We start from the raw sequence: 24,365 nt of genomic DNA, 5'->3' as shown, positions 1-24,365 counted from the left end.
CTAGAACCCCAGGTAGGCGTGACGCAGATCGGCGTCATCACGCAGATCGGCAGCGGAGTTGCGGGTGACCACGCGGCCGAGCGACAGGACGATGCCCTCGTCGGCCACCGAGAGCGCGCTGCGCACGTTCTGCTCGACCAGCAGCACCGCCAGCCCGGTGCGGTCCCGCAGGTCCCGCAGGAGGGCCAGGATCTGGGCGGTGATCTTCGGGGCCAGGCCCAGCGACGGCTCGTCGAGCAGCAGCAACCGCGGCCGCCCGACCAGCGCGCGGCCCAGCGCGAGCATCTGCCGCTCGCCGCCGGAGAGCTGGTGCCCGGCGCTGGCACGCCGTTGTGCCAGCGCCGGGAAGAGGTCGTAGACCTCGTTCAGGGCGCGGGTCGCGTCCGCGCGGTCACGTCGCCACAGGCCGCCGAGCCGCAGGTTCTCGTCCACGGTCAGCTCGGTGACGACGCCACGGCCCTCCGGGACGTGCGCGATGCCGCGGCGGACCATCTGCTCGACCTTCGTCCGGCGCAGGTCCTCGCCGTCGAAGCGGATCCGGCCGTGGTCCGCTTTCACCAGACCCGAGAGGGTACGCAGGAGGGTGGTCTTGCCGGCGCCGTTCGCGCCCAGCACCGCGACGATCTCGCCGGGCCGCACGCTGAGCCGGACGTCGTGCAGGACCGGGGCGGCGCCGTAGCCGGCCGTGAGGTCCTCGACCTCCAGCAGTGGGGTGGTCTTCCGGTAGGGCTCGTCCAGGTTCGGTTCCGCTCTTCCGCGGCGGCTCCCGGGCCGGTCGTTCGCGCTGGTCCCGTCGCTCACGCGGCGGCTCCCAGGTAGGCCTCGGTCACCCGGTCGTTCGCGCTGATCTCGGCGGGGGAGCCGAGCGCGATCGGCTTGCCGAAGTCCAGCACCAGGATCTCGTCGCAGACCGACATGACCAGGTCCATGTGGTGCTCGACCAGCAGCACCGTGGTGCCGGTCGCGCGGATCAGCCCGGCCAGCCAGTGGATCTCGTCGGGGTCCAGGCCGCCGGCCGGCTCGTCGAGCATCAGGATCCGGGGCCGGGCGGCGAGGGCGCGGGCCAGCTCGATCCGCTTGCGGATCGCGTAGGGCAGTGCGCCGGGATGCGCGTGCGCGTATTCCGCGACGCCGCATCGTTCCAGGGCCGCGCGGGCGTCCTGTTCGGACCGTCGCTCGCGGCCCTTGGGTGGGGCGCTCTCCGGCCGGGCCGTGGCCCCGTGATCCGCGCCGGTTTCGTCGTCGACCCGGCCCGTTCCCGTCGGTTCGGCGGCTTTTGCGGGGCTGGCCGTGATCGGCGGGAGGTCCGTCCCGGATCGGTGCCCGCGCGCGCCGACCTGCACGTTCTCCAGCACGGTGAGGCCGTTGAAGAGGCCCACGCCCTGCAGCGTGCGAGCGATACCGAGCCGGTTGAGGTGGTGCGGCCGGGGTCGCCAGGGCCGCCCGTCCAGGGTGATCTCCCCGGCGGTCGGCGTCACGAACCCGCAGATGATGTTGAACAGCGTGGTCTTACCGGCCCCGTTCGGCCCGATCACCCCCATGATCCGCCCCGCGGGCACCCGCAGGGACACGTCATCGAGAGCGACCAGCCCGCCGAAGCGAACCGTTATGTGGTCGAGAACAAGCTCAGGAGCAGGGGGTTTCGTCGACATTGCCACCTCGTTCGGACCGCGAGGATCCACAGTGGAGAGTGATGGTCAACTATTTACACTAGGAGTGTAACTTTCTGATCCGGCTCGTCAACTACTTGCAACATCCCCGTTACCTGAAGCGACCGGCAATTCCGCCATCCCTGCGGTGATCAGCGAAAACGCCCCCAATGTCGCGTTGTCCGGCCCGGCTACCCTGCGCCTTGAGCCCACCGATCCGCGCGAGGTGCCCGATGACCGCAGAGCCCACCCCGCCCAGCCGGGACAACCAGCCCACCCCGCAACCGTCGGACGGCGCCGGCGCGCCGGCTGTTCCGAGCCCGCGTCCTTCGGATGGCTCGCGCTCGCCGGACGGCTTCGGACCGTCGGGTGACCCGCGTTCTCCGGAGCTCACCCCGCCGGCTGATCCGTGGTCGTCCGCGGCGCCGCTGTCCTCATCGGACCCGCTGGCCCTCGCGGACCCGCTGTTCCAGGCTCCCGCCCAGCCCGCCGCCGACCCGCTGGCGGCAGCCCCGTCATCACCGCCCGCGCCGCCGGCCTCAGCCGCGCCCTCAGTCTCAGCCGTTCCGCCGGCCTCGGCCGCGCCGCCCGCTTACGCCGCGCCGCCGGCCTCGGCCGCGCCGCCCGCCTACGCCCCGCCGCCCGCCTACGCCCCGCCCGCGCCGCAGCAGCCGTCGTATCCGCCCACGTCGGGAGCGCCGCAGCAGCCTTGGCAGGGCCCGTACCAGCAGTCGTATCCGCCCACCTCGGCGGCGCCGCAGCAGCCGGGCTACCCGCCGCAGGCATACCCCGCTCCGGCCTACCCCGCCCCGGGCCATCCGGGCTACCCCGGCGCGGCCTCCGCCTATCCGCCCCCGCCGGCCGACTACGGACCGGCCCCCTACACCTACCCGCGGTCGTATGCCGACGGCCCGGTCAAGCCGCTCTACGTCCCGTCCCGCCTGGCCGTCGCCGGCCTGGCCCTGACCGCGGTGTACTCGCTGCTCCTCCAGGTCGCCGCCTCCGTCACGAGCACGACCTTCGACCGCGCGGAACCCGGGTTCCTGATCGGCGTGTTCCTCGGCTACGCCGCCGTGTTCATCTTCACCGCCGCGTCGTTCCTGACCTGGCTCCACCGGGCGTCGACCAACCTCTGGAACACCGGCCACGCGATGAAGTGGCGCCCCGGCTGGACCATCGGCGCCTGGCTCATCCCGGTAGCCAACCTGGTCATGCCCCTGCTCGTAGTCCGCGAGGTGGACCGCGAAACCCGCGACCACGGCCCGGCCCTCTTCACGATCTGGGCCGTCGCCTGGTCCCTGGACCTGGTCCTGGAGCGCGCCACCGGCACCACGGTCGGCCCGACCACCGCCCTGGGAATCCTGTCGATGGCCGCCCTACCGGTAGCCGCGGTAGCCGCCATCCTCCTGGTCCGCCGAGTAACCGCCGACCAGCAACAGCAGTTCCCCCAGCCCTACTGACAAGCCCACCCGGGTCCCGGCTCAGCCCACCCGGGCGCGGCCCGGCCCGGCCGGCTCAGCCCGCCCGGGCGCGGCCCGGCCCGGCCGGCTCAGCCCGCCCGGCGCGCGGCCCGGCCCGGCCGGCTCAGCCCGCCCGGCGCGCGGCCCGGCCCGGCCGGCTCAGCCCGCCCGGCGCGCGGCCCGGCCCGGCCGGCTCAGCCCGCCCGGGCGCGGCCCGGCCCGGCCGGCTCAGCCCGCCCGGCGCGCGGCCCGGCCCGGCCGGCTCAGCCCGCCCGGCGCGCGGCCCGGCGGAGCTCCGCGCTGTGCGGCCCGGCCTGGCCCCTGCGCGGCGCGACGCGGTCCAGCCCGTCCGGGCGCGGCGAGGCGGAGCCAGCCCCGTGCAGCGCAGCGCGGCCCGGCCCGGTGGAGCCAGCCCCGTGCGGCACGGCGAGGCCTTGCCCAGCCTGGCGCGGCGTAGCCCGGCCAGGCCCAGTGCGGCGCGGTCCAGCCCATCCGGGCGCAGCCCGGCGGAGCCCAGCCCGGTGCGGCGCGGCGCGGCTTGGCGCGGCTTGGCGCGGCCCGGGGTAGCCCGGCCTGGACCAGCCCGGCGCGGCCCGGCGCGGCCCGGTGCAGCCCAACGCCGCACGGCGTAACCCGACTGCCATGCCCGCGTCCGCGCCGGCCGCCCCACACCCCACGTCCGCGCCTGCCGCCCGCGCCCCGTGCCTGCCGCCCACACCCGCCGCTCGCACCCGCACCCGCGGCCGCACCCGCACCCGCGGCCCGGCCCAGCCCGGGCGCGGCCAGGAAAGCGCTAAGCCACCCCCCGAGGCCGAAACTGAACACTCACCCGCGGCCCCACCCCCCGAGCCGTCTTCGGCACCGCATGCTCCCAGGTCCGCTGACAGGACCCGCCCATCACGATCAGATCCCCGTGCCCCAGCGGAAACCGCAACGTCTCATGCCCCCCAGCCCGAGGCCGCAGCACCAGATTCCGAGGCGACCCCACCGACAGGATCGCCACCATGGTGTCCTCGGTGGCCGACCGCCCGAGCGTGTCCCCGTGCCAGGCCACACTGTCCCGCCCGTCCCGGTACAGACACATCCCGGCGGTGGCGAACTCCTCGCCGAGCTCCGCCGCATAGTGCGAGTTCAGCGCGGCCCGCGCCGAAGTCAGCGCCGGGTGCGGCAGCGGCTCGTCCTCGCGGAACCACCGCAGCAGCCGCGGCACGTCGACCACGTCGTCGAACATCTTCCGCCGCTCGGCCCGCCAGTCGATGCCGAGCAGCGTCTCGAACACCGCGTCGGACCCGTGCAGCCACCCCGGCAGCACGTCGACCCATGCCCCGGCGGTGAGCTGGTGCCGGGTCGCCCCGGCCAGCGGCTCCAGCGTGGGGGAGGCCGAGTCGCCCGCCGACATCAGGTCGAGCATCGAAGGCTGATATGCGCTGCTCATGCCGCAATATTAGTACTGATGTTCGCCTCCTCGGTCACCCCTGTGGATAACCCCGGCCGCAGCACGAGCACGGCCACGACCGCCGCCGCCACCCCGCCGACGACGCCCAGCCAGGACGTCGTGGCGATCGCGTCCACGAACGAGGCCTTGGCGACCCGGGCCAGCGACGGGTCCCCGATCCGCAGCGCGTCCCCGATCGAGTCCCGCGCGGACGCCGGCGCGGACGCCGGCATCGCCGCCCGGTACGCCGTGGTCAGCACACTGCCCAGCACCGCCACCGAGAGCGCCGCCCCCAACTGCTGAACGGTGTCGTTGACCGCGGAGCCCACCCCGGCCCGCTCCTTCGGCAGCGCCGCGAGCAGGGTCCCGACCGCGGCGGGGGTCGCCGTGCCACTGCCCGCCCCGATCACCACCAGCGCGATCGCCAGCTTCAGGTAGCCGTCGGCCGGGCCGAGCGAGGCGAGCACCCCGAACCCGCCGCCCATCAGCAGCAGCCCGAGCGTCAGGGCGGCCCGCGCACCGAACCGCTTGTCGATCACCACGCCGATCCCGTTGAAGACCAGCCCGCTGACGATCATCGGAACGAACGCGAACCCGGCCTTGAGCGGCTCGTATCCGAGCACGAACTGCACGTACTGCGTCAGGGCGAGCATCACGCCGCCGGCCGAGAACGACAGCAGCACGATGGACAGGCTGGCCCCGGCGAAGTTGCGGTTGCGGAACAGGGCGAGCGGCAACATCGGCTCGTCGGTGTGCCGCTCCCAGAGGGCGAAGACGACCAGCGCGACCGCGGCGACCACGAACCCGCCCAGCGTGCTCGGCGAGCCCCAGCCCTCCTTCGGCGCCGAGATCACGCCCCAGACCAGGGCGGTCATCCCGATCGTCGAGGCGAGCGCGCCGACCAGGTCGGGCCGCCCGGCCGGCCCGCGGGACTCCGGGATGATCACGAGTGCGGCGAGCACGCCGAGCGCCGCGATCGGGATGTTCATCAGGAAGACCGAGCCCCACCAGAAGTGCTCCAGCAGCAGGCCGCCCAGGCTGGGCCCGCCCAGCGCGCCGAGCATCAGGACCGAGCCCCAGATCGCGATCGCCTTCTTCCGCTCGGCGTCGTCGAAGACCGTGGTGAGGATGGAGAGGGTGCCGGGCATCAGGAACGCCGCCCCGACGCCCATCAGGCCGCGGGTCGCGATCAGCTGACCGGGGGTCTGGCACATGGTGGCCAGCAGGGACGCGCCACCGAAGACGACCAGGCCGATCACCAGGCCGCGGCGGCGCCCGTGCCGGTCGGAGAGCCCACCGGCGGTGAGCAGCAGGCCGGCGAAGACCAGGATGTACGCATCGATGATCCACTGGATCTCGGCGGTGCTCGCGCCGAGGTCCCGGATCAGGGCCGGGATCGCGATGTTCAGCACCATGTTGTCGACGACGACGACCAGCATCGCCAGGCACAGCACACCGAGGATCAACCAGCGTCGAGGATCGCGCTCGGGCATGACCGGCCTTCTCTCGTACGGCGTTCGATGACTCATACACCGTACCATCGCCTCGAACGCCGTACGAGGTTCGCTAGGATCGGACCATGCCCGACTTGAACTCGGTGTGGGCCCATCCGCCCCGCCCCGCCCGCGGTGACCAGCCCACGCTCAGCCGCGAGCAGATCGTCCGCGCCGCGATCGAGCTGCTCGACGCCGAGGGCCCGGCCGGCCTGAGCATGCGGCGCCTGGGCACCCGGCTGGGCTCCGGCACCACGTCGGCCTATTGGCATGTCGCGAACAAGGACGAGCTGCTCGAGCTGGCCGTCGACGAGGTGCTCGGCGAGGTCTACGTGCCCGAGCCGGGCGACACCGACTGGCGCGTCGGCGCGTCGATCCTGGCCAACGGCATGCGCGCGGCGCTGCTGCGTCATCCGTGGGCGCTCGGCCAGCTCGGCGTCCGTCCCACCCTGGGGCCGAACGCGATGCGCCTGGGTGACCGGACGGTCGCGCTGCTCACCGCCGCGGGCTTCGCCGGCATGGCGGTCTCCTACGCGGGCTCCCTGCTGCACTCGCATGCGATCGGCTCGGCCACCACCGAGTCCGCGCTGGCCGGCGCGGGTGTGAGCCCCGCCGAGATGGTCGACCGGATCGCCCCGCTGGTCGACCGGATGGCCGGCGACTATCCGCACTACGACGCGTGGCGCCGCGCCAACGGCGTCGCCGGCCCCGACCCGGACAACATGATGGCAACCACGTTCGCCTTCGGCCTGGAGCGCCTGCTCGACGGCCTGGCCCTCTGGCTCGCCAAAGAAGCCCAACCCCAAAAAGCCGCCTGATTTTGTACGTCGTGAAGCACGCCCGCCCGAGCCCGGTCAGGTCGGCGCGCCCCGCCGCCGACCGGCGGGACGGACCGTCGCCGCGCCGTACCGTGGTGCGCATGTCGCTGCTCATCCGGGATGCCACCGCCGCCGACGCGGCGGCCTGTGCCGCCATCTACCGGCCGTATGTGCTGGACACCGCGATCACCTTCGAGACCGACCCGCCGACGCCGGCCGAGATGGCCGCCCGGATCGCCGAGTCCGCCGCCACCCACGCCTGGCTGGTCGCCGAGCTGGACGGCCAGGTCATCGGCTATGCGTATGCTCGGCCGTTCGCCGCCCGCGCGGCCTATCGCTGGTCCTGCGAGGTAAGCGTCTACCTGGCGGCGGACCGCCGCCGCACCGGCGCCGGCCGGGCCCTCTACCAGGTGCTGCTGCCGCGGCTGATCGCCCGTGGCTATCGGGTCGCGGTCGCGAAGACCACCCTGCCGAACGACGCGAGCATGGGCCTGCACCGGGCCCTGGGCTTCGAGCCGGTCGGCACCCACGCCCGGATCGGCTGGAAGCACGACGCGTGGCACGACGTGGCCATCACCCAGCTCTTCCTGACGCCGTCCACCGCCGCCCCCGCCGACCCGGCCTGATCAGTCGGTGGCGAGGCGCGCGTGCTGGTGCATGTCGTGCCAGCCGTCGGCGTGCCGGGCCTCGGACCGCCGGGTGCCCTCGGCCGGGTAACCGGCCTGCTCGGCGACCCGGCACGAGGCGGGGTTCGCGGTCGAGTGACACAGCTCCAGCCGGTGCAGGCCCAGCCCGGTGAACGCCCAGGTGGTCAGCGCGGTCAGCGCGCGCGGGGCGATCCGGCGCCCGCGGAACCCGGGCAGCACCCAGTAGGAGAGGTGGGCCGCGCCCTCGGCCAGGTCGATCCGCCGGAGACCGATCTGCCCGGCCACCTCACCCGCCGCGACCACGGCCCAGCTCGCGCCGGACTCGCTCCGCCAGCGGTGCGGCCAGTCGGCGATCCAGGCCGCCGCCTCGTCGTCGTCCAGCACCCGGCAGTGCCAGCGCTGGATCGCCGGATCGGCGAAGCCGGTCACCACCGCCGCCCGGTCCGCCGCCCGCCACGGTCGCAGCAGCAGGTCGTCGCCGGGAATCTCCGGCTGGGTCGAGGCGGCCAGCGTGCCGGTCGCGAGCGCGGGGGTGACGAGCGAAGGCATGCGACGACCCTAGGCCGTCGCCCTCACGGATGGGCCGGCGCCTCGGGCGGCAGGGTCGGGTCCGGCTCCGGGTGGTGGTAGGCGACCCGCTCCGGGGGCAGCGGAAACGTCGTGTCCTCGCCGAACGGTGACAGGCCACCCTGGATCGGCGCCGCCAGTTCGGCGACGTCGAGCCGCCCGTCCGGGCCGACCGGCGGCCCCTCGGGCAGACGCTGGCCGAACGGGGTCTCCCCGGTGATCCGCTGAGCCGGCACCTCGGTGGCGCCCGCCTCCAGCTGATCGCGGCGGAAGATCTTGCGGCCGAGCCGGACCAGCGGGTCGTAACGACGATCCACGACGCGCTCCTTCATCGGGATGATGGCGTTGTCGGTGATCTTGATGTGCTCCGGGCAGACCTCGGTGCAGCACTTGGTGATGTTGCAGAAGCCCAGGCCCTGGCTCTGCTGGGCGTACTGCTTGCGGTCGTCGCGGGCGTCCAGCGGGTGCATGTCGAGCTCGGCGGCGCGGATGAAGAAGCGCGGGCCGGAGAACGACTCCTTGTTCTCCTCGTGGTCGCGGACCACGTGGCAGGTGTTCTGGCAGAGGAAGCACTCGATGCACTTGCGGAACTCCTGGCTCCGCTCGACGTCGATCTGCTGCATCCGGTACTGCCCCGGGGCGACCCCGGCGGGCGGCGCGAACGCGGGGGTCTCGCGCGCCTTCTCGTAGTTGAAGGAGACGTCGGTGACCAGGTCGCGGATCACCGGGAAGGTCCGCAGCGGGGTGATCGTGATGGTCTCGTCCGGGGTGAACGTGGACATCCGGGTCATGCAGCCCAGCCGGGGCATGCCGTTGATCTCCATCGAGCAGGAGCCGCACTTGCCGGCCTTGCAGTTCCACCGGCAGGCCAGGTCGGGGGTCTGGGTGGCCTGCAGCCGGTGGATGATGTCCAGCACCACCTCGCCCTCGTTGACCTCGACGTCGAAGTTCTCCAGGTCGCCGCCGGACGAATCGCCTCGCCAGACACGGAAGTGGCGTTTCACTCTGCCCCCAGCTCCTCGTCGGTCATGTACTTGGTCAGTTCGCTGCGGTCGAAGAGGTCGATCAGCTCGGGGCGCATGGCCGGCACCGGCTTGCGTTCCAGGTGCACCTCACCGGCCTCGTCGAGCGAGCAGACCAGGTTGAGCCGCCGCCACTCGGGGCTCATCTTCGGGAAGTCCTCCCGGGTGTGGCCGCCGCGCGACTCCTCGCGTTCCAGCGCCGCCTTCGCCGTGCACTCCGAGACGACCAGCATGTTGCGCAGGTCGAGGGCGAGGTGCCAGCCGGGGTTGTAGAGCCGGCCGCCGCCGACCGCGACGTTCGCCACCCGCACGCGCAGCTCGTGCAGCCGCTTGAGCGCGTCGCTCAGCTCGCCCTCCCGGCGGATGATGCCGACCAGGTCGCCCATCACCGCCTGCAGGTCCTGCTGCAGGGTGTACGGATTCTCGCCCTCGGTCCGGGCCAGCGGCGCGAGCGCGACCTCGGTCGCGGCGGCCACGTCCACCCGGTCCGGCTTGGGGCGCTTGGCGAGCGCGTCCACGTACGCCGCGGCGTGCTCACCGGCCCGTTTGCCGAAGACCAGCAGGTCGGAGAGGGAGTTGCCGCCGAGCCGGTTGGAGCCGTGCATGCCGCCGGACACCTCACCCGCCGCGAACAGGCCCTGCACCGAGCCGAACGCGGCGCCGGAGTCCGGGTCGACCTCGACCCCGCCCATCACGTAGTGGCAGGTCGGGCCGACCTCCATCGGCTCCTTGGTGATGTCGACGTCGGCCAGCTCCTTGAACTGGTGGTGCATCGACGGGAGCCGCCGGACGATCTGCTCGGCCGGCAGCCGGCTCGCGATGTCCAGGAAGACGCCCCCGGCCGGGCTGCCCCGTCCGGACTTGACCTCGTTGTTGATCGCCCGGGCCACCTCGTCGCGGGGCAGCAGTTCGGGCGGTCGCCGGTTGTTGTCCGGATCCTCGTACCAGCGGTCCGCCTCCTCCTCGGTCTCCGCGTACTGCTTGCGGAAGACGTCAGGGACGTAGTCGAACATGAACCGCTTGTTCTCGGAGTTGCGCAGCACGCCGCCGTCGCCCCGGACCGACTCGGTGACCAGGATGCCCTTGACGCTCGGCGGCCAGACCATGCCGGTCGGGTGGAACTGCAGGAACTCCATGTTGATCAGGGTCGCGCCGGCGCGCAGGGCCAGCGCGTGGCCGTCGCCGGTGTACTCCCAGGAGTTCGAGGTGACCTTGTAGCTGCGGCCGACGCCGCCGGTGGCGAGCACCACCGCGGGCGCCTCGAAGAGCAGGAAGTCGCCGGAGTCGCGGTAGTAGCCGAACGCGCCGGCCACCCGGTCGCCGTCGAGCATCAGCTCGGTGATCGTGGTCTCCTGGAAGACCCGGATCCGCGAGTCGTAGCTGCCGGTCTCGGCGAAGTCCTCCTGCTGCAGGGAGACGATCTTCTGCTGCAGGGTGCGGATCAGCTCCAGGCCGGTGCGGTCGCCGACGTGGGCCAGCCGCGGGTACTCGTGGCCGCCGAAGTTCCGCTGGGAGATCTTTCCGTCCTTCGTACGGTCGAACAACGCCCCGTACGTCTCCAGCTCCCAGATCCGCTCCGGGGCCTCCTTGGCGTGCAGCTCGGCCATCCGGAAGTTGTTCAGGAACTTGCCGCCGCGCATGGTGTCCCGGAAGTGGACCATCCAGTTGTCCCGGGAGTTCGCGTTCCCCATCGCGGCCGCCGCGCCGCCCTCGGCCATCACCGTGTGCGCCTTGCCGAACAGCGACTTGGAGATGATCGCGGTCTTCTTGCCGGCCAGTCGTGCCTCGATCGCCGCGCGCAGCCCGGCGCCACCGGCACCGATCACCACGACGTCGTACAGATGGCGTTCCAGGGTGGTCATCGTCCGTGCCGCCTAACCGATGAGCCGAAGGTCGGAGAACCAGTGGGCGGAGACCGCCATGATGTAGAAATCGGTCAGCGCGAGCGTCCCGAGGGTGATCCAGGCCAGCTGCATGTGCCGGGTGTTCAGCTTGGACACGAAGGTCCAGAAGCGGTACCGCACCGGGTGCTTGGAGAAGTGCTTGAGCCGGCCGCCGGCGATGTGCCGGCAGGAGTGGCAGGACAGCGTGTACGCCCAGAGCATGATCACGTTGACCCAGAGGATCACGTTGCCCAGGCCGATCCCGGTCGCCTGGGCACGGATCGCGTCCCAGGTGTTGATCAGCGAGATGATCCCGGCGGCGTAGAACGCGTACCGATGGGCGTTCTGGAAGACCAGCGGGAAGCGGGTCTCGCCGGAATACGTCTGATGACCGTCGGGCACCGCGCAGGCCGGCGGGGACAACCAGAACGCCCGGTAGTACGCCTTCCGGTAGTAATAGCAGGTCAGCCGGAAGAGCAGCAGGAACGGCAGGGTGAACGACGCCTCCGGGATCAGCCAGAAGCTCGGCAGGGGAGTGCCGAACTCGGCCGCCTCACCGCAGCGGTCGGTGATGCACGGTGAGTAGAACGGCGTGAGGTAGTGATACTCCTCGACGTAGAACCACTTGTGCATGAAGACCCGGACCGTCGCGTACGCCACCCAGGCGGTCAGCCCGAGGAACGTGATCAGCGGCGCCAGCCACCACCGATCGGTCCGAAGTGTTCGCGCCGAGATCGCGGCGCGCAGGCGTCGCCCACCCGGCCACGTTGCCGTCGTCGTCATGTCATACCCCTGCCGGTGCCGCGCCAGGTGCACGGGCCGACCGGAAGCGGACACAGTGGTGCCTGCTCCTCAGCCGTCCTCGTGCGACGGTGATGTGTGGCACACGTTACGCCGAAGGTCTGACGGTTTTGCGGGCCGGGTCACAAAAACATCATCCCGGCCCGCAAAGACGATCACCTATGCGTTATTGGATCTAGCCCGAGGCGTTGCCGGTGATGTTCCACGACGCCAGGTGCAGGGCCGGTGCCGCGTACCGCGCGCCGCCCCAGGAATCCGGCAGCAGCACCGACTCGGCGCCGATCCCGAGCACCTGGCCCGGGCCCAGCGCCTGCGGGTAGGACTGGGTGAAGCGCAGGTTGCCCACCGGGCGGGTGATCTCCCCGTCCTCCACCAGCCACACGCCGTTGCGGGTCAGTCCGGTCACCACCAGCGTCTTCGGGTCCAGCACCCGGGTGTACCAGAGGTCGGTGACCAGCAGGCCGCGGCGCATCCGGGCGACGAACGGCCGGGCCGACCCGGCCACCGCCGCCGGGCCGTCCGCGGTGCCGCCGGCCGGGCCCGCCTCCAGGCGCAGGTGCCCGGGGAACGGCCCCCAGGATCGGGAGGCCGGGGAGGCGTGCCCGGTCGACTCGGTGGCGCCGGCCTCGGCCGCGGACGTCCGGTCGTGGGTCACCGCCCGGGTGATCCCCTCCCGGACCAGCACCAGCGACCGCGCCGGGGTGCCCTCGTCGTCGAAGGGCAGGCCGGGCGCCGGCTCCCCGCGACTGCCCAGCGGGTCGTCCACGATGGTCACCGACGGGTCGAACTGCTCCTTGCCCAGCTCGGCGAAGGACTGCTTCTGGGTCCAGGACTTGCCGTTGAAGCCGAAGATCGAGAAGTTCTGCAGCAGGTCGGCGACCGCGGTCGGTTCGAGGACCACCTCGTAGTGCCCCGGCGGGAGCTCGATCGGGTCGGCCGCGGCGCGGGCCTTGGCCGCGGCCCGGGCGCCCAGCGCGGCCCCGTCCAGGTCACTCAGCCGGGACGCGAGCAGGCGGGCCACGCCGTCGGCGCCGTTGTTGCGGGCGATGCCGTCCATCGCGGCCTCCGCGGTGCGGCCCTCGACGGCCTGGCCGGCGGTGTTCGCGAAGGCGGCGGAGAGGTACTCGGTCTTGCAGTAACCGGCCGTCTCCAGGCCGCCGGCCGCGTCGACGAACGCGCGGACCCGCTCGGCCCGTTCTCCCGGGGTGGCCCGGGCGGTCGCCTCGTCGAAGCCGAAGGCCAGTCCGGAGTGCTCGCCGGAGCCCGGGTGCGCGGCCGAGATGTGCAGCGCGGCGGGCCGGGTGAGGCCGGCCCAGCCCGGGTCGGGCGGGGTCACCCGGGCCGCGGCGACGGTCCGCTCGACCAGCGAGCGCAGGCCGTCCACGCCGGTCAGCGTGGTGGAGCCGGTCGCCGTCCGGCCGTCCAGGTGCAGCCGCAGCCGCACGCCGGTGGTCGCCTCGGCCACGTTCTGATGGATCGCGGAGTTGGCGAACCGGGTCAGCGCGAGCGCCTGGTGCCGCACGTTGACCTCGGCCTCGGCGGACCGCCCGGCCAACTCCCGGACCAGCTCCACCACCTTCGCCGCCAGCTCGATCTCGGTGCTCATCCTCGAACCCCCACCCGGACGCCGGTGAACCGGGCCGGCGCCGCCGGGTGTCCGGTGTGCCCGATCTGGCCGGGCTGGCCCTTACCGCAGTTCGGCGTGCCCCAGGCGACGGTCTCGGCGGACAGCATGTCCATCGACTGCCAGAACTTCGGGCCGATCCCGGTGTAGGTCGGGTTGCGCAGCATCCGGCCCCGTCTCCCGTTCTTGATCTCGTAGCCGATCTCGCAGCCGAACTGGAAGTTCAGCCGCCGGTCGTCGATCGACCAGGACCGGTTGACGTCCATGAACACGCCGTCGTCGGTGGCCGCGATGATCTCGTCGAGGGTGTGCGGCCCGGGCTCCAGGCCGACGTTGGTCATCCGCACCATCGGCAGCCGGGACCAGCCGTCGGAGCGCACGCTGCCGGCGTAGTCCAGCCCGGCGACCGCGGCCGAGTCCCGCCCGGCCAGCACGCCGACCCAGATGCCGTCGCGGACCGCGTGCCGTTTCACCGCGGGGGTGCCCTCGTCGTCGAAGCCGAAGCTGCCCAGCGCGCCCGGGAACGTCGGGTCGATGGTGATGTTCATCAGGTCCGACCCGTACCGCAGCGAGCCCAGCCGGGTCAGGTCCAGCCAGCTGGTGCCGGCGAACGCGGCCTCCCAGCCGAGGATCCGGTCCAGCTCGATGGCGTGCCCGACCGACTCGTGGATCTGCAGCGCGAGCTGCGAGCCGCCGAGGATCAGCGTGGTCTCGCCGGCCGGGCAGAGCGGCGCGGTGAGCAGCTCGCGGGCCTCCTCGGCGAGGCGCGGCGCGTTGCCGACCAGGTCGAGCTCGTCGATCAGCTCCCAGCCGCGGGTCCCGTACTGCCCGGGCAGGGAGCGGCGCTGGACCTCGCCGTCCCCGATGGCGATGGCGCTCACCCCGCCGCCGCACTCCCGGATGTGCTGGTCGACGCGGTGGCCCTCGCTGGAGACGAACCACTTGTGGGTGTCCCAGATCGCGTAGCTCGCCTCGGCCTGGTCGGCGCCCGCCGCCTTGGCCGCGGCGGTGGCCCGGACCAGCAGGTCGCCCTTGTCGGCCAGCGGCACGGTGAGCGGGTCGACCTTGCAGTCGCTGGCCCAGCTCGCGGTCACCGGCGTGGACGTGGTCAGCTCGGCGGGCGGGCCGGCCACCTGGGCGCTGGCCGCGGCGATCTCCGCGGCGCGGCGCCCGGCGGCCCGGGCCGCCGGCTCGGACAGGTCCGGAACGGCGTAGAAGCCCCAACTCGAGCCGACCAGGGCGCGCACGCCCAGGCCGGCGCTCTCGTCGGAGCCCAGATCCTCGACGGCCCCGTTGCGGGCCGTCATCGACTCGGTGCGGCAGACCATGACACGGGCGTCCGCATAACGGGCGCCGGCGTCGAGTGCGGCCTGGACGGCAGCACCCGCCTCATCGAAGTGGCTCATGCCCTCGACCCTAGGTGCCGCGTACGACAAAACCGACTAGGTGGCCAACAGTTGCTGTATCCAGGCCAGCTCCTCGGCCAGTCCGGTCTCCGCGCCGGCCAGCCGCACCGGCCCGTCCGAGCCGGCCTCGGCCAGCTCAGCGGTCAGATCGTGGTTGCGGTAGACGTGCGCCGAGTCGGCCGGGTCGCCCAGGTAGCGCTCGGCCACCGGCCGCGGCAGCCGGGACCAGTCCAGCACCGGGTCCCGGGCCACCGCGCAGCGGAACACCTCCGGGCGGCGCAGCACGGCCAGCGCGGCGAGCCAGCCGCCCAGCCCGCGGCCGCGCACCGCGACCCGGGTCAGGTCCAGGTCGGGGTGCTTGCCGGTGAGCGCCCGCAGCGCGTCCACCAGGTCGGTCAGGACCAGGTCGGCGAGCCGCCGGTGGACGGCTTTCTCGAAGCTGGGCGCGATCCCGGGCGTACCGCGGGAGTCGACACTGACGACGGCGAAGCCGGCGTCCGCCCACCACTGGCGTTCCTGCCAGGCGGGCGGCTCCGCCCGTACCCCCTGAATTCCCGGACCGTCGCCCAGGGTGACCAGAACCGGAAGGCCGCCCCCGACGAACCCGGTGGGATAGAGCACGGCGGCCGGCAGACGACGATCGGTGACCCGGGAGAGAACCGGCTCCGGGTGGTACGGCAGCGCCGCCGCCAGCGACCGCAGCGTCCCCACCGGCCGGTCCCCCCGCCACACCCGGTCGCCCGCGACCAGCACGTCCCCGCCGGTGGCGAGCTCCGCCGCGGCCGTGGTCAGCCGGGTCACCTCGGGCCCGCCGCCGCCCAGCGACGTGCGGACCCGGAAGATCTCGCGCACCGCGGGATCGCCCAGGCTCCCCTCGACGATCAGGTCCGGCGCGCCGGCCGGCCCGTCCGGGCGGGGCAGCGTGCCGGCCACCCGCCGCACGTAGAGGCCGGGCGGGGTGAGCAGGCTGCCGTCGGCGAACAGGCAGCGCGCGTCGAACCCGTCGTGCGCCAGTTCCCCGCCGACCAGCACCCGGCCGTCCGGCAGGTGGCGCGGCGTGCCCGGGATCGGCTCGACCCAGCGGGCGTCGGCCAGCTCCGCGTGCACCTGGGTCTCGCCGGTCCGCGGGTCGACCGAGAGCACCAGCCCGTGCTGCTGCATCCGGCGCAGCACGGTGATCAGCGGACCGCCGCCGGACCAGCGCACCTGGGCCAGGTGCGGGTACGTCTCCCGGTCCCAGTGCACGTCCACCCAGCCGTCGTCCAGGTCGAGCAGGTGCAGGCTGATCGACCCGGCGGTGCGCACGGCCAGCACCTGGCGCCCGTCCGGCGACCACCACCAGCCGCGGGTCCGGCCGAACTCGGCGGCGCCGGTCCCGGCCACCCCCCAGGCGATGTTGCCGGTGTGCTCCCGCCAGGCGCTGCCCTGCTCCCCGGCGAGCAGCCGGTCCCCGTCCGGCCCGGTGTGCCGCAGCGACGCCGAGCCGCCCGGGTCGGTGACGTAGCCGATCCGCAGGCCCTGCGGGTCCGGCCGGGGATCGTGCACCGGCTCGCCGGTCGGGATCGCGGTGACCGCGCCGGCCACCAGGTCGGCGCGGAACAGCCGGCCGCCGCGGGCGAAGGCGGCCACCCGGGCGTCCCGGTCCACCGCGTACGAGTCGACCGGCCCCGGCGCGACCAGGTGCTCGGCGAGGGTCTCCAGGTCGAGCACCCAGAGCCCGGCCGCCGCCTCGAACGGGCCGGTGGAACGCAGGAACACGACCCGCGCCCCGTCGGCGCCGACCGTCACGGCATGGGGGGCGCCGTGGCTGAAGTCGCCGGTGCGCCCGGCGAGTCCGGGGTAGTCCACGCCCTCAGCATCGCTGATCAAGGTGGGCTCCCGCCGGGTAAACCGTCGGGCTCGTCGGGCGAACGTGTCGGTGGTCGCGCGTACAGTATCGGCCGTGACCGCACCTGATTCGTTGCCCGCCCGTCGTCTGCTGCTGGTGCACGCGCACCCCGACGACGAGGTCATCGGGACCGGCGCCACGATGGCGCACTACGCCTCCGACGGCGCCCACGTGACGCTGGTGACCTGCACCCTCGGCGAGGAGGGCGAGATCCACGTCCCGGCGTTGTCGCAGCTCGCCGCCGGCCAGGCCGACCAGCTCGGCGGGTGGCGTCTCGTCGAGTGGGAGCGCTCGTGTGACGCGCTGCTCGTCGCCGACCGCCGGATGCTCGGCGGCCCGGGCCGCTACCGGGACTCCGGCATGATGGGCCTGGAGACGAACAAGCACCCCCGCGCGTTCTGGGGCGCCGATCTGGACGAGGCCGCCGCGCACCTGGTCGAGATCATGCGGGAGATCCGCCCGCAGGTCATGATCACCTACGATGAGAACGGCTTCTACGGTCACCCGGACCACATCCAGGCGCACCGGGTCGCGATGCGCGCCGCCGAGCTGGCCGGCCCGGACGGCCCGTCCAAGATCTACTGGACGGCCCAGCCGCTGAGCGTGCTCCGCGACGGCATGGAGGCGTTCCGCGAGTCGGAGAGCAACCCGTTCGCCGACGTGGCGAGCGTCGAGGACCTGCCGTTCGGCACGCCGGACGAGGAGATCGCGGCCCGCATCGACGGCACCGAGTTCTACCCCAACAAGATCGCCGCGATGCGTGCCCACGCCACCCAGATCCCGGACAACTCCTGGCTGTACGGGATGGCCGGCGACTTCGGCGGCGAGTTCATGGGCATGGAGCACTACACCCTGGCCAAGGGGGAGCGCGGCCCCGGCGAGGGCCCGCTCAAGTGGGAGACCGACCTGTTCGCGGGCCTGGATCTGGACGGCAGATGACGGTGACCGAAGCGCCCGCGGAAAAGGTCGAGGAGCAGTCCGCACCGAGGAGCGACGTCCTGGTCCGCGTCGCCGGTGTGCTGGTCAGCGTGGTCGCCACCCTGGTGATCACGCTGATCGAGCTGGAGCTGAGCGTCCTGCGGGTCGGCGGCGTCACCGGGCTGTTCCACGGCGACTTCGCCGCCTGGCAGGGCACCGGCGAGCTGATCGGCCTGGCCATCCCGGTGACCGTCGCGGCCAACCTGGCGCTGGCCTGGTTCGCCACCACCACGATCGCGCGCGGCTGGGCGATCGGTGTCCCCTGGGCGCTGTGGACGCTGCTGATCCTCGGCGCGGCCGGCACCCGGACCACCGAGGGGGACTATCTGCTCGGCGCCGACAACTGGGTGGCCCTGGTGATGATCCTGGCGGGCAGCCTGGCGTTCGCCGTGTACGCGTACAAAATGATCATGAAGCCTCTGAAGAAGACCTGATTTTTTCAGGGGACTCACAGCTCGCCGGTAGGAACTGTCGCGCATCATCCGCGAAGATGGCCGGGAGATCGAGCACCACGGGTTTCCCGGGCGCTACGATCCCGGCCACGAAACGTTCCCCGGGAGGACTGATGAGGCAGCAGCGCTGGTTCCGGATCACGGTGCTGGCGGTCGCGCTGTTCGCGATCAACGCGGTGACCAGACTGGTCGTCCGCTTCGGATTCGACGCGACGGACACCGCCCAGAGCCGCGGCTCGATCGTGATGTTCGCGCTGGTCGCGCTGGTGCTGGGCGCGATCGCCTTCGTCTGGTGCCAGCACCGCCGACCGAGCGACTGGCTGCCCGACCTGGGCTTCGGCGCGCTCGCCGGGATGTTGGTGACCGTCCTGGCCGGACCGTTCCTGAGCGGCAGCGAGCCGTTCGCGAACGGGGGCGGCGACTTCTTCGCGCAGATCTGGCTGTACAGCGGCTGCGCGATCGCCGGCACCCTGGTCGGTTACTGGATCGCGGTGATGCTCGCCAAGGACTACCGCTCCCGCTCGCTCCAGGCGTACACCCGGGCGAAGACCATGAAGCCGCGCCGGGTGGTCCGGCGCTAGCCGGGCGCCTCCCTGGTCAGGTAGGTGTGATGCGTGCTGAAGCCGAGCCGGCCGTAGAGCGCCACCGCCGCCGTGTTCCGCTCCTCCACCTGGAGGTAGGCCCGGGTCGCGCCGTGCTGTGCGGCCCACTGGGCGAGCCCGCGCACGACGTGCCGTCCGAGGCCGCGCCGCCGGGCGGCCGGCGCCGTCTGCAGCAGGGCGACGCCGAGCCAGCGGTCCGGCCCGGTGACCGTGCCGCGGGCGACCGCGATCAGGGCGCCGTCCGCGTCGTGCACGTGGGCGAAGACCTTCTCCGGCACGCCGGTGAGGATCCGGATCGCGGCCGGCGGCAGCGTCCCCTTGTGATCGGCGACCATCGCGTACCAGTCGTCGCCGGGGGAGTCGGCCAGGTCGACCGGGGGCAGGTCGGTCCGGCCCGGCGCGGCCAGGATCGGCGCCAGCGACGCGGTCTGCACCAGCGTGAGCGGCCGGGCCGACCAGCCGCGGGCGTCGAGCGTCGCGTTGACCGGGGCGGCCAGCGGCATCGGTGCGTTGATCATCGGGCGCTGGCCGTGGTCCCGGTACCACTTCTCGACGGCGTCGATCGCCGCGTCGAGCGGGCGGTCCGGGTCGCCGACGGCGAGCGCCGAGTTCGCCCGGCCGGTCCAGTTGTCCGCGGCCCGCAGCAGCCAGTTGCCGAGTTTCGCCCGCACCGGGGCCGGCCAGGCCTGGTCGGCGGCGAGTTCGAGGGCGATCACCGCGGCGGCGTGCGGGCGGCGCGCGGGCGGGACCCGCTTGGCCCGGTGCACCTCGCGCAGCGGCACCCGCAGGGTTCCCTTGTCGGTGGCGAGTGTGAGTTCGGTCTCCGTGAGGTCGACGAGCTCACCGAGGGCATCCGTGTACAGCGGCCGATCCTCGGATACGCCTACAATTCGCCGTACCACCACCCGGTGTCCCACATCCTGCTGTCGGAGCACGTATTACCTCCTTCGGCGGGAATACTAGGCTCTGCATTTGTCGTCGGCGGTCCACGCGGCGTGGCTTTGAAGGGAAAGACCCGTGACCTACATCATCGCTGAGCCCTGCGTCGATGTTCTCGACAAGGCATGCATCGAGGAATGCCCGGTCGACTGCATCTACGAGGGCAATCGGATGCTCTACATCCACCCCGATGAGTGCGTGGACTGCGGTGCGTGTGAGCCGGTCTGCCCGGTCGAGGCGATCTTCTACGAGGATGACGTCCCGGAGCAGTGGAAGGACTACACGAACGCGAACTACGAGTTCTTCGAGGACCTCGGCTCACCCGGCGGCGCCGCCAAGGTCGGCAAGATCGACAAGGACACGCCGTTCGTGATCGCCCAGCCGCCGCGTGGGGACGCGCACTGAGCGCACTGTCGTCGGCCCTGCCGGATTTCCCCTGGGACCTGCTGGAGCCGGCCAAGACGCGCGCCGCCGCCCACCCGGGCGGCATCGTCGACCTCTCGGTCGGCACTCCGGTCGACCCGGTCCCCGCGGTCGTCCGGCAGGCCCTCGCCGAGGCCGCCGACGCGCCGGGCTACCCGCTGACCGCGGGCACCGCGACGTTGCGGGCCGCGATCGCGGGCTGGCTGGCCCGTGCCTGCGGGGCCTCCGGTGAGCTGGGCGTGCTGCCCACCATCGGCTCCAAGGAGCTGGTCGCCTGGCTGCCGACGCTGCTCGGCGTCGGGCCCGGCGACAAGGTGGTCATCCCGCAGGTCTGCTACCCGACGTACGAGGTCGGGGTGCGCCTGGCCGGCGCCGAGGTGATCCGGTCCGACTCGCTCACCGCGGTCGGCCCGGAACGCGTCAAGCTGATCTGGATCAACTCGCCGTCCAACCCGACCGGCCAGGTGCTGCCCGCCGAGCACCTGCGCAAGGTCGTCGCCTGGGCCCGTGAGCGGGGCACGATCGTGGTCAGCGACGAGTGCTACCTGTCGCTCGGCTGGGACGCCGAGCCGGTGTCGGTGCTCGCCGACGAGGTGACCGGTGGCGACTACACCGGGGTGCTCGCCGTCCACTCGCTCTCCAAGCGCTCCAACCTGGCCGGTTACCGCGCCGGTTTCGTGGGCGGTGACCCGGCCCTGGTCGGTGAGCTGCTCGCGGTCCGCAAGCACGCCGGCATGATCGTGCCGGCCCCGGTGCAGGCGGCCATGGTCGCGGCGCTGCGGGACGAGGAGCACGTGGCCGCGCAGCGGGAGCGTTACGCGGCCCGCCGCGAGATCCTGCGGGCCGCCCTCACCAAGGCCGGCTTCGCGATCAGTCACTCGGAGGCCGGGCTCTACCTCTGGGCGACCCGTGGTGAGGACTGCTGGCAGACCGTCGACCGGCTCGCCGAGCGGGGCATCCTGGCCGCTCCGGGCGCGTTCTACGGCCCGTCCGCCGCCCAGCACGTGCGGGTCGCGCTGACCGCGACCGACGAGCGGGTCGCCGCCGCCGCCGACCGTCTCGCCGAAGGACTCTGATGACCGAGCCGATCGTTGTCGCCACCGGCGAGGCCGTCCGGGAAGTGCTGCCCGAGCAGGCCGTGGTCAGTGTGCGGTCGGAGTCGAAGGGCCGCAGCCGGGAGTCGGTGCTGGAGCGTCTCACCCAGCGGTCGGCCGCGATCGGGGTGGTGCTCGACCAGTTCACCGCCGCGATCGAGCGGCGTGAGTCGGCCGGCCTGCACATCCGCCCGCAGATGAAGCGGCGCGGCGAGGAGGTGCTGGCCTACCACGGCAGCATCGGCATCGACGTGATCGTCACCGACTTCACCGTGCTCGGCGACCTCATGCTGAAACTCGGCTCCGAGGAGCTGACCAGCGTGCACGGCCCGTGGTGGCGGATGCGGCCGGACAGCCGGGCCGGGTCCGACGTCCGGCAGGCCGCGGTCGCCGACGCGCTGGTGAAGGCGGCGGAATACGCCGCCGCCGTCGGCGCCCGGGTCGACCGGCTGGTCGAGATCACCGACTCGCTGTCCGACGGCGGGTTCCGGGGCGGGGTGGCCGGCGCCATGATGCGGTCGAAGGGCGGCGGCGACGAGGCGCAGGCCCTGGAGCTGGAACCGGAGCTGCAGACCGTGCAGGCCACGGTCAAGGTCACCGTCACGATCACCGAGCCGACCCTGCCGACGGCCTGATCTGCCGATTCCGGGCCCGGCCGGGGCCCGGTTCGGCAAGACTCGACCGCATGCGCACGGGCCTCGGGCATCTGCTCCTGCGGGTGGCGAACGTGAATCCGCGCAGCGTGACGACGCATTCGGACCGGGTGCTGTATCGCTCGATCGGTGTCTTCATCCTGCTCTACTTCCTCTACGCCACGATCGGCGGCGCCGCGTTCGTCGACGCCAGCAGTGGTTATCGGCACCCCTGGTACCAGTGGCTGGTCGGCCCGCTGGTCGCGATCGGCGTGGTCGCCTACGACCGGGCCGTCGTCGGCCGGGTCGGGATCAGCTACGACAATCTGGACTCGACCGACCCGCGGCACCTGCTGCGCCCGCCGACGCTCGGCCTCTACCTGGGCCGGGTCGGTCTGGCGCTGCTCTTCGCGGTGGTGGTGACCGAGCCGCTGATGCTGGCCCGCTACCGCGGCGAGATCGACGCCCGGCTCGCCGTCACCCACAGCACCCAGCTGAGCAGCCTGGACGCGGGCGGTGCGGTGGCCGGCTACCAGTCCCGGCTCGCCGAACTGCGGCGGGAGACCCGGGACGACGACACGGCGGTCCAGAAGCTCGCCGACCGGGCCGCCGGCAAGCGCCACGACGCCCGCACGCTCTACCGCCAGGCCCTCGCCGACTCGGCCGGCTCCGGCGTCACCCGCAGTCCCGGCTGCCCGCGCGGCGGTTACTGCGACCACCTGGTCCACCGGTCCCGCGCGCTGGACGACCAGGCCGCCGCGCTCGACCGGCAGGCCGCCGACCTGCAGCGCGATCAGCGCGCGGAGCGGGCGGCCCGGGCCGGCGAGCAGTCCCGGCTGGCCGCGCTGATCAACGACGAGCGCTCGGCGAACGCCGACGCGGTGCGCGGCGACTCCGGCTTCGGCGCGCGGACCGCCGCGATGTGGCACCTGGTCACCGCGGACGTCTGGGGCGTCGGCATCTACTACCTGGGCATCGCGTTGCTGCTGGTCGCGCTGGACTGCGCGGCGATCGGGCTGAAGTTCGCGTCCCGCGGCAACGCCTACGAGCGCAACGAGGCCCGGTCCGCGCGGCTGCGTGAGCACGAGGCCGCGCTGATCCACGAGCGTGAGGTGCACGACGCGCGCACCTACGGCGACGCGACCGCGAAGGTGGTCGCCGACGGCATCGAGGCGGCGAGCCACGATGCCCAACTCGCCCGGGCCGCGACCGAACGGGCCCGGGCCGTCCTGCACACCGCGGTCATCGTCGACCCGGCCGAGCTGGAACGCCGCTTCTGGCACGACCGCATCGACGCCTGAAGATCAATTTCAAGATCTTTTTTGCCTATGCTGCGGCCGATAACTGATCGTCGCTCCCGCGGGGACCCTTCCGGGCCTCGCAGGGCGCTGGCGCGCCCTAAACGCGAGGCCCTACAGGGCGACATCCGTGGGTGGTTGCGGTAAAACCCAAGACCCTGAGCCGCGTCCCTGCCCGGGCCACGATGCCGCTCGCGTAGGCCATTTCATTCCGCGGGTGGTTGCGGTGCAACCCCCAAGATCAAGAGCGACGGCCGAACGCCCACGCCGCACCGGCCGCGGCCAGTCCACCGCCCACCGCGGCCAGCAGGCCGTGGTGCTGCGACGCCCAGAGCTGCAGACTCCGCGACGTGGCCCGGTCGTCGAACGCCCCGTGTGCCCCGGCGTCCGGCTCGCCCGGCCCGTCCGCCGGCTCCCACAGGTTGGCCGGCTGGTCCGCCGGCCGCGCCTCGCTCGTCTGCTGCCCCTTGAACCCGGTCAACGCCAGATACCGGTCCAGGATCCCGGGCGCGATCGCGTTCGCCGCCAGGGTCAGCGCGGTCGACCCGCCCACCCAGTACTCCCGGCGCTGCGGGTGGTCCGCGGCGTACTCCACCGCCCGCGCCGCCACCTCCGGCTGGTAGATCGGCGGCACCGGTTGCGCCTTCTTCGGCAGCCGGGACAGCACCCACCCGAACTGCGGGGTGTTCACCGCCGGCATCTGCACCATCGTCACGTGCACGTTGCTCTTCTCGTGCAGCAGCTCCACCCGCAGCGACTCGGTGAACCCCTGGATCGCGTGCTTCGCCCCGCAGTACGCGCTCTGCAGCGGGATCCCGCGATACGCCAGCGCCGACCCGACCTGCACGATCGCCCCCTGGTCACGGGTCCGCATCCGGGACAGCGCGGCGTGCGTGCCGTACACGTACCCCAGGTAGCTGACCTCGGTGACCCGGGCGAACTCCGGCATCTCGATCTCGGTGAACGGGGCGAAGACGCTGGAGAACGCGTTGTTGACCCAGAGCCCGATCGGCCCGAGCTCCTTCTCCACCCGTTCCGCGGCCGCGTCCACCGCCAGGTGATCGGCCATGTCCACCTCGATCGCCAGCGCGGTGCCACCGGCCCGGCGTACGTCCTCGGCCGCACCGGCCAGCCCGTCCGCCCCGCGGGCCAGCAGGGCGACGGTGTCACCCCGGGCCGCCAGCCGCCGGGCGACCGCCCGGCCGATTCCGCCACTCGCCCCGGTCACTACCGAAATCCTGGTCATACCGAGGG

At 72.8% G+C, this 24,365-nt stretch carries 23 protein-coding genes; 10 read left to right on the top strand and 13 right to left on the bottom strand.

The features are described from left to right. Together L3i22_RS49490 and L3i22_RS49485 are read right to left on the bottom strand one after the other, a co-directional pair. On the bottom strand, positions 1-738 hold the full coding sequence (locus L3i22_RS49490; RefSeq protein ID WP_221330540.1) for an ABC transporter ATP-binding protein: 738 nt from the start codon (positions 736-738) through the stop codon (positions 1-3). 59 nt (positions 739-797) lie between these two features. Next, entirely contained in the window at positions 798-1,652 is an 855-nt protein-coding gene (locus L3i22_RS49485) for an ABC transporter ATP-binding protein (RefSeq protein ID WP_221324313.1), read from the bottom strand. Positions 1,653-1,882: 230 nt separating this feature from the next. On the opposite strand from L3i22_RS49485, the gene L3i22_RS54525 reads away from it, so the two are divergent. After that, complete coding sequence (locus L3i22_RS54525; RefSeq protein ID WP_221324312.1) at positions 1,883-3,109, top strand: DUF4328 domain-containing protein; 1,227 nt, start codon at positions 1,883-1,885, stop codon at positions 3,107-3,109. Positions 3,110-3,902: 793 nt separating this feature from the next. On the opposite strand, the gene L3i22_RS49475 is transcribed toward L3i22_RS54525, so the two are convergent. Further along, positions 3,903-4,544, bottom strand: a complete 642-nt coding sequence (locus L3i22_RS49475; protein WP_221324311.1) for an alpha-ketoglutarate-dependent dioxygenase AlkB — start codon at positions 4,542-4,544, stop codon at positions 3,903-3,905. Further along, a complete protein-coding gene (locus L3i22_RS49470) occupies positions 4,541-6,037 on the bottom strand; it encodes an MFS transporter (protein ID WP_221324310.1) in 1,497 nt (498 codons plus the stop codon). The genes L3i22_RS49475 and L3i22_RS49470 overlap by 4 nt, the downstream gene beginning before the upstream one ends. Before the next feature lie 86 nt (positions 6,038-6,123). On the opposite strand from L3i22_RS49470, the gene L3i22_RS49465 reads away from it, so the two are divergent. Together L3i22_RS49465 and L3i22_RS49460 are read left to right on the top strand one after the other, a co-directional pair. Next, the gene (locus L3i22_RS49465) at positions 6,124-6,855 is read left to right on the top strand and encodes a TetR/AcrR family transcriptional regulator (RefSeq protein WP_221324309.1); all 732 of its coding nucleotides are present in this window, start codon (positions 6,124-6,126) and stop codon (positions 6,853-6,855) included. A 101-nt stretch (positions 6,856-6,956) separates the two neighbouring features. Further along, complete coding sequence (locus L3i22_RS49460; RefSeq protein WP_221324308.1) at positions 6,957-7,481, top strand: GNAT family N-acetyltransferase; 525 nt, start codon at positions 6,957-6,959, stop codon at positions 7,479-7,481. On the opposite strand, the gene L3i22_RS49455 is transcribed toward L3i22_RS49460, so the two are convergent. The 7 genes from L3i22_RS49455 to L3i22_RS49425 form a co-directional block, all read right to left on the bottom strand. After that, entirely contained in the window at positions 7,482-8,051 is a 570-nt protein-coding gene (locus tag L3i22_RS49455; protein ID WP_221324307.1) for a GNAT family N-acetyltransferase, read from the bottom strand. Between the two features lie 23 nt (positions 8,052-8,074). Then, the gene (locus tag L3i22_RS49450) at positions 8,075-9,073 is read right to left on the bottom strand and encodes a succinate dehydrogenase/fumarate reductase iron-sulfur subunit (RefSeq protein WP_221324306.1); all 999 of its coding nucleotides are present in this window, start codon (positions 9,071-9,073) and stop codon (positions 8,075-8,077) included. Further along, positions 9,070-10,953, bottom strand: a complete 1,884-nt coding sequence (locus L3i22_RS49445) for a fumarate reductase/succinate dehydrogenase flavoprotein subunit (RefSeq protein WP_221324305.1) — start codon at positions 10,951-10,953, stop codon at positions 9,070-9,072. Before L3i22_RS49445 ends, L3i22_RS49450 begins: the two co-directional genes overlap by 4 nt. A gap of 12 nt (positions 10,954-10,965) precedes the next feature. Continuing rightward, positions 10,966-11,757: a hypothetical protein gene (locus L3i22_RS49440; protein ID WP_221324304.1), complete on the bottom strand. Its 792-nt coding sequence runs from the start codon at positions 11,755-11,757 to the stop codon at positions 10,966-10,968. 193 nt (positions 11,758-11,950) lie between these two features. Beyond that, positions 11,951-13,381, bottom strand: a complete 1,431-nt coding sequence (locus tag L3i22_RS49435; protein WP_221324303.1) for a TldD/PmbA family protein — start codon at positions 13,379-13,381, stop codon at positions 11,951-11,953. Next, a complete protein-coding gene (locus L3i22_RS49430) occupies positions 13,378-14,805 on the bottom strand; it encodes a TldD/PmbA family protein (RefSeq protein WP_221324302.1) in 1,428 nt (475 codons plus the stop codon). Before L3i22_RS49430 ends, L3i22_RS49435 begins: the two co-directional genes overlap by 4 nt. A gap of 36 nt (positions 14,806-14,841) precedes the next feature. Beyond that, a complete protein-coding gene (locus L3i22_RS49425; RefSeq protein ID WP_370644581.1) occupies positions 14,842-16,593 on the bottom strand; it encodes a prolyl oligopeptidase family serine peptidase in 1,752 nt (583 codons plus the stop codon). A 154-nt stretch (positions 16,594-16,747) separates the two neighbouring features. Between L3i22_RS49425 and mshB the strand changes: the two genes are divergently transcribed. From mshB to L3i22_RS49410, 3 genes are all read left to right on the top strand, one after another. Continuing rightward, a complete protein-coding gene (gene mshB, locus L3i22_RS49420) occupies positions 16,748-17,632 on the top strand; it encodes an N-acetyl-1-D-myo-inositol-2-amino-2-deoxy-alpha-D-glucopyranoside deacetylase (RefSeq protein ID WP_221324300.1) in 885 nt (294 codons plus the stop codon). Then, the gene (locus L3i22_RS49415) at positions 17,629-18,105 is read left to right on the top strand and encodes a hypothetical protein (RefSeq protein ID WP_221324299.1); all 477 of its coding nucleotides are present in this window, start codon (positions 17,629-17,631) and stop codon (positions 18,103-18,105) included. Before mshB ends, L3i22_RS49415 begins: the two co-directional genes overlap by 4 nt. A 131-nt stretch (positions 18,106-18,236) precedes the next feature. Then, a complete protein-coding gene (locus L3i22_RS49410; protein ID WP_221324298.1) occupies positions 18,237-18,704 on the top strand; it encodes a hypothetical protein in 468 nt (155 codons plus the stop codon). Here L3i22_RS49410 and L3i22_RS49405 read toward each other — a convergent pair. Beyond that, positions 18,701-19,660: a GNAT family N-acetyltransferase gene (locus L3i22_RS49405; protein WP_221324297.1), complete on the bottom strand. Its 960-nt coding sequence runs from the start codon at positions 19,658-19,660 to the stop codon at positions 18,701-18,703. The genes L3i22_RS49410 and L3i22_RS49405 overlap by 4 nt on opposite strands. Before the next feature lie 82 nt (positions 19,661-19,742). Between L3i22_RS49405 and fdxA the strand changes: the two genes are divergently transcribed. Genes fdxA through L3i22_RS49385 form a run of 4 tightly spaced genes read left to right on the top strand, consistent with a single transcriptional unit; the run spans position 19,743 to position 23,114 of the window. Beyond that, positions 19,743-20,069, top strand: coding sequence for a ferredoxin (gene fdxA, locus L3i22_RS49400; protein ID WP_221324296.1), 327 nt, complete (start codon positions 19,743-19,745; stop codon positions 20,067-20,069). After that, positions 20,066-21,163, top strand: coding sequence for a succinyldiaminopimelate transaminase (dapC, locus tag L3i22_RS49395; RefSeq protein ID WP_221330539.1), 1,098 nt, complete (start codon positions 20,066-20,068; stop codon positions 21,161-21,163). The genes fdxA and dapC overlap by 4 nt, the downstream gene beginning before the upstream one ends. Next, a complete protein-coding gene (locus L3i22_RS49390) occupies positions 21,163-21,816 on the top strand; it encodes an SIMPL domain-containing protein (protein ID WP_221324295.1) in 654 nt (217 codons plus the stop codon). Before dapC ends, L3i22_RS49390 begins: the two co-directional genes overlap by 1 nt. Positions 21,817-21,866: 50 nt before the next feature. Continuing rightward, positions 21,867-23,114, top strand: coding sequence for a DUF4407 domain-containing protein (locus tag L3i22_RS49385; RefSeq protein ID WP_221324294.1), 1,248 nt, complete (start codon positions 21,867-21,869; stop codon positions 23,112-23,114). Positions 23,115-23,352: 238 nt separating this feature from the next. Here the strand turns inward: L3i22_RS49385 and L3i22_RS49380 are convergent, their stop codons facing one another. Beyond that, positions 23,353-24,357, bottom strand: a complete 1,005-nt coding sequence (locus L3i22_RS49380) for an SDR family oxidoreductase (RefSeq protein WP_221324293.1) — start codon at positions 24,355-24,357, stop codon at positions 23,353-23,355. Positions 24,358-24,365 lie beyond the last annotated feature (8 nt).

Origin of the sequence: Actinoplanes sp. L3-i22, from assembly GCF_019704555.1 — a bacterium.
In the GTDB taxonomy this organism is placed as follows: Bacteria; Actinomycetota; Actinomycetes; order Mycobacteriales; family Micromonosporaceae; genus Actinoplanes.
The sequence above is the reverse complement of the archived record's forward strand: the minus strand, read 5'-3'. Positions and strand labels throughout refer to the sequence as shown.